The 14,012-nt window shown below is 43.1% G+C and carries 14 protein-coding genes; 3 read left to right on the forward strand and 11 right to left on the reverse strand.

The window, feature by feature from the left end:
- Positions 1-254: 254 nt before the first annotated feature.
- Both AC1DWN_RS16215 and AC1DWN_RS16220 read left to right on the forward strand, forming a co-directional pair.
- The gene (locus tag AC1DWN_RS16215; protein WP_477559938.1) at positions 255-1,526 is read left to right on the forward strand and encodes an ATP-binding protein; all 1,272 of its coding nucleotides are present in this window, start codon (positions 255-257) and stop codon (positions 1,524-1,526) included.
- 4 nt (positions 1,527-1,530) lie between these two features.
- Positions 1,531-2,454, forward strand: coding sequence for a response regulator (locus tag AC1DWN_RS16220; RefSeq protein WP_477559939.1), 924 nt, complete (start codon positions 1,531-1,533; stop codon positions 2,452-2,454).
- An 821-nt stretch (positions 2,455-3,275) separates the two neighbouring features.
- Here the strand turns inward: AC1DWN_RS16220 and AC1DWN_RS16225 are convergent.
- Together AC1DWN_RS16225 and AC1DWN_RS16230 are read right to left on the reverse strand one after the other, a co-directional pair.
- Positions 3,276-3,752 carry a hypothetical protein gene (locus AC1DWN_RS16225; RefSeq protein WP_477559940.1) on the reverse strand — a complete coding sequence of 159 codons (477 nt, stop codon included), beginning with the start codon at positions 3,750-3,752 and terminating at the stop codon, positions 3,276-3,278.
- Between the two features lie 204 nt (positions 3,753-3,956).
- The gene (locus AC1DWN_RS16230) at positions 3,957-4,226 is read right to left on the reverse strand and encodes a hypothetical protein (protein WP_477559941.1); all 270 of its coding nucleotides are present in this window, start codon (positions 4,224-4,226) and stop codon (positions 3,957-3,959) included.
- A gap of 241 nt (positions 4,227-4,467) precedes the next feature.
- Here AC1DWN_RS16230 and AC1DWN_RS16235 point away from each other — a divergent pair, with 241 nt between their 5' ends.
- Positions 4,468-6,162: a M3 family oligoendopeptidase gene (locus AC1DWN_RS16235; protein ID WP_477559942.1), complete on the forward strand. Its 1,695-nt coding sequence runs from the start codon at positions 4,468-4,470 to the stop codon at positions 6,160-6,162.
- A gap of 239 nt (positions 6,163-6,401) precedes the next feature.
- Here the strand turns inward: AC1DWN_RS16235 and AC1DWN_RS16240 are convergent, their stop codons facing one another.
- From AC1DWN_RS16240 to AC1DWN_RS16280, 9 genes are all read right to left on the reverse strand, one after another.
- Positions 6,402-7,001 (reverse strand): chloramphenicol phosphotransferase CPT family protein, encoded by a 600-nt coding sequence (locus tag AC1DWN_RS16240; RefSeq protein WP_477559950.1) that lies wholly within the window; start codon positions 6,999-7,001, stop codon positions 6,402-6,404.
- Between the two features lie 297 nt (positions 7,002-7,298).
- Positions 7,299-8,006 carry a VOC family protein gene (locus tag AC1DWN_RS16245; protein WP_477559943.1) on the reverse strand — a complete coding sequence of 236 codons (708 nt, stop codon included), beginning with the start codon at positions 8,004-8,006 and terminating at the stop codon, positions 7,299-7,301.
- A gap of 215 nt (positions 8,007-8,221) precedes the next feature.
- Complete coding sequence (locus tag AC1DWN_RS16250; protein WP_477559944.1) at positions 8,222-8,608, reverse strand: VOC family protein; 387 nt, start codon at positions 8,606-8,608, stop codon at positions 8,222-8,224.
- Between the two features lie 307 nt (positions 8,609-8,915).
- Entirely contained in the window at positions 8,916-9,344 is a 429-nt protein-coding gene (locus AC1DWN_RS16255; RefSeq protein ID WP_477559945.1) for an SRPBCC family protein, read from the reverse strand.
- Between the two features lie 205 nt (positions 9,345-9,549).
- A complete protein-coding gene (locus tag AC1DWN_RS16260) occupies positions 9,550-9,939 on the reverse strand; it encodes a DUF5071 domain-containing protein (RefSeq protein WP_477559946.1) in 390 nt (129 codons plus the stop codon).
- A 633-nt stretch (positions 9,940-10,572) separates the two neighbouring features.
- Positions 10,573-11,415, reverse strand: a complete 843-nt coding sequence (locus AC1DWN_RS16265; RefSeq protein ID WP_477559947.1) for a tyrosine-type recombinase/integrase — start codon at positions 11,413-11,415, stop codon at positions 10,573-10,575.
- A gap of 176 nt (positions 11,416-11,591) precedes the next feature.
- Entirely contained in the window at positions 11,592-12,251 is a 660-nt protein-coding gene (locus AC1DWN_RS16270; protein ID WP_477559948.1) for a dihydrofolate reductase family protein, read from the reverse strand.
- A 170-nt stretch (positions 12,252-12,421) separates the two neighbouring features.
- Complete coding sequence (locus AC1DWN_RS16275) at positions 12,422-13,006, reverse strand: TMEM175 family protein (RefSeq protein ID WP_477559951.1); 585 nt, start codon at positions 13,004-13,006, stop codon at positions 12,422-12,424.
- Between the two features lie 228 nt (positions 13,007-13,234).
- Positions 13,235-13,684: a hypothetical protein gene (locus tag AC1DWN_RS16280; RefSeq protein ID WP_477559949.1), complete on the reverse strand. Its 450-nt coding sequence runs from the start codon at positions 13,682-13,684 to the stop codon at positions 13,235-13,237.
- Positions 13,685-14,012: the final 328 nt, after the last annotated feature.

Genomic DNA, 14,012 nt, shown 5'->3' on the forward strand with positions numbered 1-14,012 from the left:
AACCCCTAATAGTAGTCCAAACAAGATTTGAAAAGCCAAACCAAATTTTTTCATAATAATTCTCCTTTTTTATAAATATAAAGCGCTTTCTTTTTCAAGAAAAATTAAAATGTCTTGAATGGGTTTATTGTACGGGGAATCTACAGCAATCTATATGAATCTACATGTTGAGCAAAAATTCTTTGGTCCATCCTTCGTCGAATTATTCTTCTCATTTTTGGAATAATGAATAAGAAAGGAGGCTAGAAAGCGCTTTGAAAGAAAAATGGCTTCTATTAATACTAATGGTCATTACGGTTCCGATCATGGGCGAATTACATTTTTACCCGTTTCAAACTGATTTTCGGGTAAGTTTGGGTACCCCTGCCTTTTTTCTATTCCTACTCTGGCTCCGTTCTCCCTCGCCGCTTATCTCCGGATTACTTGTCGGCAGCTCGGTTACGATCTTTCGCATGGGACTTGACTTGGCACTTGAACCGTACTGGAACTGGGGAGCTGCTTTTCAGCATCATTACCCGGTATTCTTTTACTATTTGACCTATGCGATTGCCTTCGCGGCAGTTCGAATGAACCGTCGTCATAACCGACCACTACTGGTTGGAGCACTTGGTGTGGCGTGTGAAATCGCTGCGACGATGGTAGAGATTTTGCTGCGTTATTCGGCAACAGAGCAAACGACCACTTTCGCAACCTGGAATCAGATTGTTCTCATTGCTTTTTTTCGGAGTTTTTTCGTTCTTGGTTTTTTCAATTTGGTCAAATTGAGGCAGTCGAAAGCGGCAGAAGAGCAGAAGCGTAAAGAAAACGAGAAGCTGCTTATGCTTATTTCTGAGCTTTACGAGGAAACGATTCAATTGAAGAAAACGCTGCACAACGCAGAAAATATCGCCCGTGACAGCTACGAGCTGTATCAATCGTTAAATGATGTACAGCATGTTTTTCATAAAGATCTAGCACAAAAAGCTCTCCGGATCGCCGGTGAAGTTCATGAGATCAAAAAGGACAATCAACGGATATATGCGGGTCTATCCAGCCTGATTTCACACRAATGCGATTATATGCCGGTCCAAGAATTGGCCGATATCGTTCTGCGCTCCAATCAGAAATATGCCCAGTCACTTGGTAAGAAGATTGAATTCACTCTGCAAACCGAAGGGATCTTTCCTTTATGTCATGTGTACACCGCTTTGTCATTGTTCAATAACTTAGTTGCCAATGCCGTAGAAGCGTTAGAGGAACAGGGCATTATCCGTATATGGATTAAACGAGATAAAGATGTTATTGTCTTCAGTGTCGCCGATAATGGCCCAGGCATTGCGCCGAAGTATCGTGAGAAAATCTTCATGCCTGGCTATACGACCAAATTCGATAAAGCTGGCAATCCGTCAACGGGAATCGGTTTGGTTTATGTGAATCAGGAAACAGAGCGTTTGCTCGGAAACGTCCAAGTTCAAGACAACACCGAAGGCGTTGGTACTGTTTTCACAATCACATTGCCTATAGGCCAAATAGGAAAGGAAGAGTAGCGCGATGCGTTTTTTTATTATCGATGACGATCCGGCTATCCGTTCCATGCTGGAACAAATTATCGAGGATGAGGATTTAGGAAGTGTGGTAGGCGAAGCTCCTGACGGGGCGCATGTTGATATCACTTTGCTCGAACTTAAGCAAGTAGACATCATTCTTATCGATTTACTAATGCCCGTTCGTGACGGCATAGAGACCGTTCGCGAACTATCCGGGAGCTTTGAAGGGAAAATCATTATGATTTCTCAAGTGGAGTCGAAGGAAATGATAGTCAAGGCGTATGCATGCGGTATAGAATATTATATCACCAAGCCCATAAACCGTTTAGAAGTTATTGCCGTTGTTAGAAAGGTTTCTGAATTGCTGCTCATCCACCAATCCTTACGAAATATTCAAATATCTCTCCGTGCTGTCGGCTTCAGTGGCGAATTAACGGGGAAGGAACCTTCTTCCATTGAAAAAAATATCATAACATGCGGAAACTATATGTTATCAGATCTCGGACTGATTGGGGAAGCAGGCAGCAAAGACTTGCTGGCGATGCTCGATTATTTATACCGTTATGAGGTCGATCACTCACAGCAACAGGGCTTTCCGCAGCTTCATGAAATATACCATCAAATTGCCTTGAAAAAATTAGGCCCCTCAGCTTCGACTATCGACTTGAAAAAAGAGATCAAAGCCGCCGAACAACGGGTGCGGCGAGCAGTGAATCAAGCGCTAACCCACTTGGCATCCCTTGGATTGATCGATTATTCGAATCCAAAGTTCGAGCAGTACTCTACAAAGTTTTTTGACCTGAGTGATATCCGCAAAAAAATGAAAGCACTGGAAAATGATGAAACTTCTGCTCTCAGCTTAAACCGGCAAAACACAAAAAAGTTTATTCAGGTCCTTTACTTAGAATCAAGAAAATTAATGAGCTGATGAAATTGGACGCCATAGGGTCTCTTTGCAAGATGTAGGGTGCAGGGTTCTACAAACTGATCCGTATTATCAAGACTGGCTGTTTGGTACCAAGCGAAGATGTAATCCGAGAAACACATAATCACAAACCGCAACAGCAGATGAATAGCTAAATGGTGTTGAAATTCGATTTATCATATACATGAGCCTCTTATGTAATAAGTTCCCTATTATATTCCGGAACGCATGTTCGTTAATGTGAATATTTACTTTTTGATGGCACTCCACGCTAAACTGCCTGTTAGCTTAACGCCCAGCAGTACATCTGTACAAAAACCCCTATTTTGTGAGCATGTTACCTCGTAGATACCAAAACGAACAGAAAGGCCCTACAAGCCGTTTTTCCTTTATGGTCGAAGTTTGGGACAATGGTTCTCAGAAGAAGTCTACGTTACGATTAGCGTCCGTCAACGAAAGAAGCCGAAAGAATAAGCATAGAGCATTTCCACCGGTTAGCAGCCTTAGATATGCTTATTTTTTTTTGAAATTTGTTTCAAAGTGAAGGAATATATCGGAAGCATGACGCTTGGATAAGTGCTATTTCACATTTTATTGCTAATTTGTTCAGTGTATCGTCATCATATGAACAGATCGCGCGTCAGCGCGCAGTGCATGAGATCCAGCAAGGCAACGGACAGTTCCCCCCTGAAAAAATAAAAGAACGCAAACACAAAAGCAGCCTAAAAACTAAAAAACAAAGTTTCAGACTGCCGCACTGGTTATTTAACTATTTATCGTTTTCCGGGTTAGTTGAGCATAGGCTACTTTTCCCTTGTAAATCATTATACGCTTGTTTGAAGGTTATCTGCAAAAATCGCATTGAGGATTCGGCAATTAATTACCGCGTCTGGTAAGCCCAATACAGGGGAATTTACGTTAAGGAGAATTGAACAGTCTCGCTCATTGAACCAATCTATACTGTCCACAAAAACTGTCAACGTCCCTCCCTGTTGTCTTACATCAAAACTTATCTGTGTAAAACCCAGTGCTGCTGCTTGTACATAAAAATTGCGTATTTGAACAAAAGCCTGGCAACAAGGTCGTCCCGGTCTTCGTCCTGAACTTCGTCCTGGGGTGGCCATGATTCTGGCTTTATTAGCCGCCAAGACTTTTTTAGCCATTTTCGGAGTTACTTTTACAAGTGTGGATTTTTTGGGAGTCGCTTTTGAAAGTGTAGACTTTTTCCGAGTTACCTTTGCAGGTGTGGCTTTTTTGTTCCGGATCGCGGCAGTCCGTTTCTTTTTTAACTTATCTATCATTATCTCAACCTCCAATATAGTAKGATAAGATAAGATATTCATAGTGACCGATCGAAGATTGTACTAATCTACCAAAATTAAAATAAGAAATAAAATAGCTTATAGGGCCTTTTTTATGCCTCTGGAGAGGTTTTGTTTAAGGATGCAGGCACAAAGGTAGCTGTTTTGTGTGCATGTCTTATTAAGCTATTGTCTCCCGTTAGTTCAATCAACTTTCTCTTTTTGAGCCCTTTGGGGTTCTCTAAATGAATCGAAAATTCCTGTAATAAGCCCAATTAACCCAAAGGTAAATCCATAACCAGAAGAACCTTCAACTGCCAACAAAACAATTACTCCGAACATTATAATTTGTACACCTAATAGTTGAACTTGAAGAGCACTTGGATTGATAAAGTCCAATAATAAACCTACATAAAAGATTGCAATAACTATTAGTGTTAGAACGATTAAACACACTAATCCAAAACTAACCATCTTGACCTCCTCTACATTCAAACATATGCTTTCAACTACACATGTCGAATGCGAATCTGGAGAACAAACATGCCACTGAGTTTGTTCGCTAACCAGGCCCGCGGGAAATGGGGTATACTGGAATCATGACTGCGCGCTTGTCGGCCTGGTGCCAGGCATGCTGGATTCGACAAGCGGGACGAACAGCATGGCCAGGGCGTAGGCGCTTCAGTCTTAAAAACCGGAGGGCGGTGCATGGTGCATGAGATTTAGCCAATATACATACGAGAGGCCGGACGTGAAGGCGTTCGAGGTGAAGTTCAAGGAGCTGCTTGGCGTGTTCGCCGCGACGGGCAGCTACGAGGAGCAGGACGCGGCGATGACAGGCATGAACAAGCTCCGCAGCGAGTTCGACACGATGCAAACGATCGCGAGCATTCGCCACTCCATCGATACGAACGACGAATTCTACAAAGCTGAGCAGGACTTCTACGACGAGAACAGCCCGGTCGTGCAGGAATTCGTGACGGACTATTACCGGGCGCTGGTCGGCTCGAAGTTCCGTCCCGAGTTGAAGGCCAAGTGGGGGCAGCAACTGTTTCGGCTCGCCGAGCTGTCGCTGAATACATTCAGCCCGGAGGTTATTGAGGATCTCCAGCAGGAGAACAAATTAACGACGGAATACACGAAGCTGATCGCTTCCGCGAAAATTCCGTTCGAAGGCGAAGAGCGCACGCTCGCGCAGCTCGGCCCGTTCCAACAATCGACCGACCGAGATATGCGCAGACGCGCCGCCGAAGCGTCCTCCGGCTTCATGGCGGAGAACGAAGCGACCCTCGACCGCATTTATGATGATCTGGTCAAAGTTCGCACGCGCATCGCGAATAAGCTTGGCTTCGACAACTTCGTCGAGCTTGGCTACGCCCGCATGAGTCGGACCGACTACGACGCGGGCATGGTCGAGAACTTCCGCAAGCAGGTACAGGACCATATCGTGCCGGCAGCGACGAAACTCAAGGAACGTCAGCGGAGCCGCATCGAGGTTGACAAGCTGCTCTATTACGACGAGAACCTCGCCTTCCTTTCCGGCAACGCGATGCCGAAGGGTGACCCGGACTGGATCGTGGCCGGGGGCGCGAAGATGTACGCGGAACTGTCGCCGGAGACGGACGCGTTCTTCCGGTTCATGCAGGACAACGAGCTGACGGACCTCGTCGCCAAGAAAGGCAAGCAAGGCGGCGGTTACTGTACGTATATTAGCGAACACAAGGCGCCGTACATTTTCTCCAACTTCAACGGCACCTCCGGAGATATCGACGTGCTGACGCACGAAGCCGGGCATGCGTTTCAGGTGTACGAGAGCCGTGGCTACGCGGTGCCGGAGTATGCCTTCCCGACCTACGAAGCCTGCGAGATCCATTCCATGAGCATGGAGTTTCTAACTTGGCCGTGGATGGAGCTGTTCTTCAAAGAGGACGCAGACAAATACCGGTTCGACCACCTCGCCAGCTCGCTTATCTTCATTCCGTACGGCGTGACCGTGGACGAATTTCAGCATTACGTGTATGCGAATCCGGATGCGACGCCGACCGAGCGGAAGCATGCGTGGCGCGAGATCGAGAAGAAATACCTCCCTCATCGCGATTACGCGGACAATTCGTACTTGGCGGTAGGCGGCTTCTGGCACAAGCAGGGGCATATTTTCAACTCGCCGTTCTACTACATCGACTACACACTGGCGCAGCTCTGCGCGTTTCAATTCTGGAAGAAGTCCCGCGAAGACCGCGAAGCTTCGTGGAACGATTACCTCGGCCTATGCCGTCTCGGGGGCAGCCTCTCCTTCACGGAGCTCGCAAGCGCGGCCGGTCTGATCTCGCCATTCGAAGATGGCTGCGTCGCCTCCGTCATCGGCACCATCGAGGCGTGGCTGGACAGCGTGGACGATAAATCTCTGTAAGGCGGTTCGTGGGCTTTTTTTTTCATTTCTCCCGAGCGTTTAGATCAACTAATATAAGCAGACTCTAATAATAAAACCAGCGGCAGTCTTGGACCGATAAGTCCTGAACTTCCGCTGGTTTTTTGTACTGTTATCCGTGTCTTAATTAAACTATCGTTTCCCGTTAGCTTAACAGGACCGAGAGCCGAATGGCCCGAAGCGTGAATATGGTGTTAGSTGATGGATACGCCTTCTTTGARCTACTTACTTACACTTTTCCCCTTAATCAACTTCTTAAAAGCAGTGTATTCTTTATTAGATCTTATAAAATTTAWTATCTCATTGGCACACTCACTCGATCTCATTATTTCAGTATTGAATTCAAGATCATATTCATTAAAGCAATACACGTTATCGTATTGTGCACTTGCTAAACCAACCATCCTGTCTCCTCTAAGTTGTTCTCTTCTAGCAAGTTCTTCCTTTGAACATTTAACTACTACGAATATGACAGGGTGATCCGATAATAATTCAATACAAGTATTGAACCATTTGTCATTACCTATAACAGAATCTACAACTACGTTGTTTCCCATCGCTGAAAATAGTTTTATTGTCGAGTAGTATAATGAAATCAACGGATTTGTAAGAATTTGATTCGCTAATTGTCCATCCTCTGCACCATTTGTTTCAATACTCGGATATGTACTGTTAATGAAATCAATATAACTATGAAATAGCCCATTACAAAAATTATCAATTGATAAATGTTGAAATGGGATATCAATTCGAGTTAATAATTCATTAGATATGCTTGTCTTTCCAGAACTTGAAGTTCCATTAAGAAGAATGGCATCAATAGAATCCGCCTTTCATAATTTTATTTTTGCGTATCTTTCAGCTAACAGTGTATTTACGAACTTCACGAAAATTATCAATTTTGAAGTATTCGCGAAGTTATTGAACAATCCTGCCCGTTAGCTCAACAAGGCTGCCGTTTCATGCCGGCAGCCTCGTTATGGTGATTGTTAAACTATAGTTCCCCGTTAGCTTAAAGGGCATCGAACGGCTTGCTAAAACGTAATTATGATACTTGCACTTTAGCGCTACGGCAAACTGCTACCCCATTAGTCGAAAACCTGAGATCTAATACTGCCCTACTCTCCATAAACGAACCGAAATGTATGTTCCGGGTGCTGCCCAGTAAACTGTTCTAATGTTTCCAAAAGCTTTTCTAATCCTTCCGGATCGGATTCGCGTAATTTGTCGTGATCAACAATCTGAATACGTGGGTGCCTTGCCCCAGGCGCATCCTCGATAATTTTATTCAAAAATGTATCAACATCACATCTAAAGCAACAATTACTAAACTCGAATCTATCTTTCCAATTCGTGCTATTGACTCCCTCGGGATTTGCCTTCACCATCACCTGTAATTCCCATGTACTGTATTTGTTTCCATCCGGATCGTAGAAATGAATCTCAACACCATTACCACCGTTATCGATCAGTTCAACCCGTTCACCGGCTTCTTTCATGGATTGATAGATCTTTTCCGTATTTTCCACTTCAAACGCAAGTACAAACATTTCAAACTCCGGACCTTCGCCTTTTTTTCTTTTGATATGACCCGGCCAGCGCTCCGTTATAAAATTCAAATGCGGTTTTTCTTTCGACTTAATAAAAATTAGAGTTCCATCACGGAGTTTCGTCCATCCATTATTGTTTAATCCAAAATAATGATCGAACCATTCATGAGATCTCTTTGGATCAGATGACGGCAAATAAATACATGACACTCTTTTCAATAATGGTCTCCACTCTTGTTTCTGTGACAGTTCCTCTTCTTTTACCTTTTCAACCATTCTGTTCCTCTCCCTTGTTAGAATCCTTCAACTGTTAGATGCCACATCGTCGTACCCATAACATGACATTAATTGTGCAATTCTTCAAGATTTTTTCTGAAATGAATTACGTTTTCCTGCCCGTTAGCTTAACAAAGAAAGGGAGTAGCTGTCACAGCAAGTTACTCCTTATTTGTTCAACTAAAGTGTCCCGTTAGTTTAGCGAGATGCAATTTCTACTGATGATTTTGACAGACCGTAATGACGTTGAAATCAGGGTCTCTCATATTAAAGAAGGAGACCGAATCATTTCTGTGGATACCTCCATAAATAATTTCGAATCCGAGCTTTTGTATGAATTCGGACGCTTTATCAATTTCCGTAGCTGGAATAAAGAATAACGGTGGTGCCTTATCTGGAAGAGGTACTTTATCCATTCCGTTCGAATCGATCATGATATCCGTGCCAGTCGGAAGGTGAAGAATATGGAGATGTCCAAAGCGATCCTGCTTCTCTGGTGAAAGTTGAAACAGCTTACTATACATCTCGGCAGAACGATCAAGATTTCTGGACCACAAAATCACTGAAGTAACCTTGCTTTGAATTGGAGACAAATTATCCATATTCACACTCATTCTTAGAAATCGAGATTTGGCAACATCATTTAATTACCATTTAAGACCATATTCGTCAGTCCTCATGAAATTCCTTTTTTTCTAATTTCACCAGTGTAACTGTTAATCTATCCTGCCCGTTAGTTCAATAGAAAAAGGAGCTACCACATAGGAAGCTCCTCCGCTATCGTGTCCCGTTAGTTGAACGAATGATTGTCAAGAYTTGGGTGACAACTTCYTCGTACTTACCCWATACTTCCGAAATCAGTTCTYGGGATCATGTACTTTARTCCACCCATCCGTGTTTTCAATGGTTCTAAAACTTCCGTTTATGATACGGAAGACCCTCGCCTTCTTCGCAATACTGTTWAAGRCTRTACAAAAAAATAGCCCAGTTATAATTACATACGCGATAAAATGCGGTCACTTCCTCCCAATTCATCTGACKAAAAATGATTGAAGTCTTYCCGGTTTTTTCCTCCATATCAAAAGAAATTGTCGTACCWATCCATTCTGGATCTGAATCAACACACTGCCACAAAATCTTTTTATCGGTAACAAGCTCATCAACTCGCATCTTTGTTAAGCCTTTGCCGCCGAATCGGAACTCATTTATACAACCGATCTGATCATTGACTATTAGTTCATTTGTCCATATTTCTGAAAGTCCTTTTGCAGTGGTTAATGCTTCATATACCGTTGAAGCTGGAACATTCACGGTCTGTAAGTGCTCGATATTTGCCATATTGCTCATTCCCCTTCTTTAAAAGGATTTAATTTATGTAATTATTTGTATACGAATATTATACCATGGTACGGTTGACGTGATTTCTTTTCGATTGCTCATTTTTGAAATAACGCATTTAGGGAAGGTTGTTTAACTATGCTGCCCGTTAGCGTAATAAAAAATGGAGCAACTGCCGACTGCAATTGCTCCATTTTGTGTTTAACTAACGTTGCCCGTTAGCTGAATCGATCCTCGTTAGCAATTCCTCAATTTTTTCAGCAAGTTCTTCATCTATCTCATCATCAGTTGGGCTTAATTTCATCCGTACTAAATCAGGTTTCAATTCCAACAGTTTCTCATTTGACAACCGATTTATTAATCCATGGAGCAAGAAGTACTTCCATCCACCATCATTAGATTTCATGACAGCCCGAATATGAGGAATTAAGTGCTCTTCATAATCAGCAATTATATCCTCAATATCTTGAGCAATGGGCCAGTTCATGTCCTGTAACCATTCAAGTAGTTGAGGGAGAATAGGGATTATTTTTTCTTTCCCTGCTTCTTTTAATAGCCCTACGCGCTCGTAATCTGATTTAGTTTTTGGGATCAATTCGGAGTACTCCATGCCGATAACAACTCTCTTCCTCATAACAAACTAAGCAAACGTCTCCCGTTAGTTGAAAAGCATCTATAAATAGATGATCATCGCTTATAAACTGTTTTCATGATGTTCGCTAGATATTGATCTAAGTCTATGTTTATCAAAAATTCTTTTATCATAAGATATTGTGTATTCTTTATTAACTTTAACTAGTTCTGAAATATCTATTGGGATTGTTATTGTTCTTACTCGATTGCTTAAATTAATTACGGTCATTTCATGTTCACTAACCTTCTGAACGGTAATAACTTCGAAAGTTGAGGATCGAAAAGAGTTCCACAACATAAATAAACCCACAACAGCTAATAAAGATATGATTATTCTTTTGTTTCCTCTAATCACTAGAATCTCCCTTCAGTGATTCAAAATTTATCGTTTGCATGTCTTTTTTCGGAGATTTCTTATAGCGTATTCTCTGCGACAGACTTTATTACATTTGGGAAAACTATTCCCTCCTGATCATCATAAACACCTCTAATTACCTTACCATTTAATCTATACTATGGATATTTCTATTAAAGTAAACTGCCCTTTAGTTTAGTCAATATAGCCATATAAATTGGCTACCTAGACATAGATACATTAGAAGAACCGTCGATATAGCTCTCGTCTTCGCTCYCCACGGAGCTGAGCATATATCTGAGTGGTCGATGCTTTCTCATGCCCCAGCATGCCCTGAATGAATTCTAAAGGTGCTCCATTATCCAATAGCTGACAAGCATAGGTATGACGAAAACGGTGAGGGTACACATTAGCTTCAATCTCTCCCCGGTTTGCTAGGCGCTTTAACTCCCATCTGATTGTCGGTATCGCCATTCGGCGGGTAGGATGTGTTTCCGTTACAAACARTGCTTTACAGGAATCTTCACGACTCTTTAAGTATTTTTTCAACCACACCTTGCATTCGGTGGTAAAGTAAACTTCTCTTTGTTTGGATCCCTTGCCATTTACAATCGCCRAACAATTTTCCCAGTTAAGATCTTCAATGTTTATTTTCTGRACCTCTCCAACACGGCAGCCAGAACTATATAGAAATTCCAACAAAGCTCGTTCTCGATGTGATAGACAGGAAATCTTAAGATGAATCACATCCTCTTCTATAAGAAACTTCGGAATGCGTTTATCCATCTTAGGTTCCCTCAATTTAAGAGAGGGATTTTTCGTAAGATAACCCTCTTCATACGCAAAGCGAAAAAGGGAGCGCACAAATCTGATGCGATGCCCTAAGCTGCTCGGCTTTAATCGTCCGGATTGTTTAGCCAAATATTCCTTAAGCTCAAGCAAAGTGATTTCCTCAATCTCAAGATCACCTAATTCGCCAACCAGCATTTTCAATTGCAATGAGTAGGCTTTTAATGTGTACGGACTGAATCCCTGAATCCGTTTATCAACTTCATACAGCTTCCATAATTCACTCAGGTACATAGAGAAACCCTCCCATAATATAAACCCAATTAGATCTAGGTTCTCATGAAATGGAAGGGTTTAATCACTATATTGAACTAACGTGTCCCGTTAGCTTAACAGGCCGCCGATCGTACCGGCAGCCTGGTGTTGTTGTGCTATCGTTACCCGTTAGTGGAACATCTTGTACGGCACGGCTATTTCTCCAACTCATAGCGGGCCGCGATAATGCCCGACTTGAGCGTTCGGCTGGACAGCAGCTTGAGCCTGATTTTCTCACCGTCGCCGTGGAATGCCGATTTTCCGTCGCCCAAGATGACAGGACAAATCGTCAGCAGGAATTCGTCGATCAGGCCGAGCTCAAGCAACGTCTTCGCCGCCCCCGGACTGCCGAAGATAACGAGATTTTTGCCTGGCTGCTCCTTGAGCGCCTTGATTTCATCTGCAATATTGTCCTTGATCAGCATCGTATTGTTCCATTCGACAATGTCCATCGAGCCGGAAATGACGATCTTCTTAACATCCTGCAGCCATTTGGCATGCTCCATACCGTGCCTCGACGCATCCGGATTGTCCAGCACCGTGGGCCAGTAGCTCTCCATCATCCGATACGTCGTGCGTCCGTATACGGGAGAGCCGACTTCGGCTACGACCTCCTCGGCGTATTTCTCTAATTCCTCGTTGTACGGAATCCAATCTAGTCCTCCGTTCGAATCCGACGCATACCCGTCCAGCGACACATGCATGAACAATACGAGTTTTCTCATGTTTGCTTCTCCTCCGATTTCGAATTTAGTTGTTCGATTTTTTGGCAGTAGGCCGTGTTTCGTCCTGCTCTTACGTTCACTATAAATCATTACGTTACGTAAGGGTCAAGTGGAAATCTGAAGACAAAAATGTTGCGCAAATCTGCCCGTTAGCTTAATAAAAAGAGCAGGCCACCGCAGCACCTGCTCATCAATACATTATTCAACTATCGTTACCCGTTAGCGTAATCATCTGATAAATAGAGGAATCAGTTCAAGCTTTAGCGGCCTCGGCCTCGCAGGGCGTGCTCAATTCGCTTATCTGGCAAGAACCAGATCATGGCAACAAGTACGAAAAAGAAGCCAGATATCCAAGGACTCGCATATGCGGTCAAGGCCGCAATCAAGTAGAGCAAGGGAGATAATTTGCCCTTCCAGTCTTTGCCCATCGCCAGAACAAATGTGGAATCACCGGAATGCTGGTTAATAATCGTGCGCTGAAGCAGCCAGTATGAAAGCGCCGCGAGTAGTAAAATAATACCGTACAATGCCGTTGGAGTGGCTGCAAAATGGCTATCCCCCATCCAAGCTGTCGTGAACGGCACAAGGGATAACCAGAAGAGAAGTAGTAGGTTGAGCCACATCAACCGCCCGTTCATCGTTCGAACCATGTGCAGCAGATGATGATGATTGTTCCAGTAGATGCCGATATATACAAAACTAAAGATATAGCTAAGAATCTTTGGGCCGATTTCGATCAGCGCATACCAGTCATGGCCTTCCGGCACTTTAAATTCCAACACCATGATCGTAATTATGATCGCCAACACACCATCGCTAAACGCTTCCATCCGATTCGCTTTCAGAATATTTCACCTTTCCTCGCTTCGCGCTTTTTAACCTATTCAATACCAGTAACTTTGAATAAAATCCTTCATATTGTCAAGCAAAACTATCACGAATTTCAATCTTATTCCAACAGTACCTAAACCTCTCTCAACTAGCTGCCTCGTTAGCATTATGAAAAAGGAGCAGCTGTCGCGGCGATCTGCTCCCTGGATGGTTCAACTATCGTTTCCCGTTAGCGGAATGAACTAACCCATACGTCTTCTTCTTCTCCATGCAATTATCATTGTTAAAAGGACCAAGAAACAAATAAATGATAGTGTAACTATCCATGCTTGTTTATTGGACTGGTCTGTTGTAATTTGAATCGGTCCAAGTTTATATGCCTTGAAGAACTTATCGTTTACCTTAACTGCTATTACATCTTGAGTGTCTGCCCCTTTAATTTCAAACAACAGGCTTCCCACAAGTTTTTCATTTGACTCGCCGTTCTTCTTTGGCATCGGAGTTCTTTGGCGTTCAATCTTTCCAATCTCATTGCCAATGTCTTTGTTATCGACTTCCTCGGTGGAAAGTCCATATAGGAGGTTATTCCAAGCAACGGTACTTGGGTAGGTACTGGCTAACGCTCCTTCTATATTTGATGAAAACACCGAAACAATGACAAAGAACAAAAGGAAGAATTTCAGATGCTTCATATGCCATACCTCCTATTTTATGGAACAAATCTGCCCGTTAGTTTAATAAAAAGAGCATGCTATCGTAACGCCTGCTCCAAGGTGTGTTATTAAACTAACGTTCTCCGTTAGCATTCCTGTAGAGCGTTAAATTTCCGCTTTGCAAAAAAACGAGCGCCTCGGTACGATGGAAGTACGCAACGGGTCATAGCCCTAAAAATTCCATCATCCAGGAGGACGCTCTATTATGAAGTTTAAATCGCAAGCGAGACAAAATCAACTCATTGAAAAAATTACTGCTCAGCATTTAGTTGTCGGGATCGACATTGCCCAGCAAACGCATGTCGCT

This window comes from Paenibacillus sp. P4_A7 (genome assembly GCF_056402455.1).

Excerpts from the sequence above, each read along its gene's own strand:
- AC1DWN_RS16245 (WP_477559943.1), bottom strand. The coding sequence starts at position 8,006 with ATGGTTGAAAAGGTAAAAGAAGAGGAACTGTCACAGAAACAAGAGTGG.
- AC1DWN_RS16235 (WP_477559942.1), top strand. The coding sequence starts at position 4,468 with ATGAGATTTAGCCAATATACATACGAGAGGCCGGACGTGAAGGCGTTC.
- AC1DWN_RS16220 (WP_477559939.1), top strand. The coding sequence starts at position 1,531 with ATGCGTTTTTTTATTATCGATGACGATCCGGCTATCCGTTCCATGCTG.
- AC1DWN_RS16270 (WP_477559948.1), bottom strand. The coding sequence starts at position 12,251 with ATGATTTATAGTGAACGTAAGAGCAGGACGAAACACGGCCTACTGCCA.
- AC1DWN_RS16230 (WP_477559941.1), bottom strand. The coding sequence starts at position 4,226 with ATGGTTAGTTTTGGATTAGTGTGTTTAATCGTTCTAACACTAATAGTT.
- AC1DWN_RS16280 (WP_477559949.1), bottom strand. The coding sequence starts at position 13,684 with ATGAAGCATCTGAAATTCTTCCTTTTGTTCTTTGTCATTGTTTCGGTG.
- AC1DWN_RS16250 (WP_477559944.1), bottom strand. The coding sequence starts at position 8,608 with ATGGATAATTTGTCTCCAATTCAAAGCAAGGTTACTTCAGTGATTTTG.
- AC1DWN_RS16225 (WP_477559940.1), bottom strand. The coding sequence starts at position 3,752 with ATGATAGATAAGTTAAAAAAGAAACGGACTGCCGCGATCCGGAACAAA.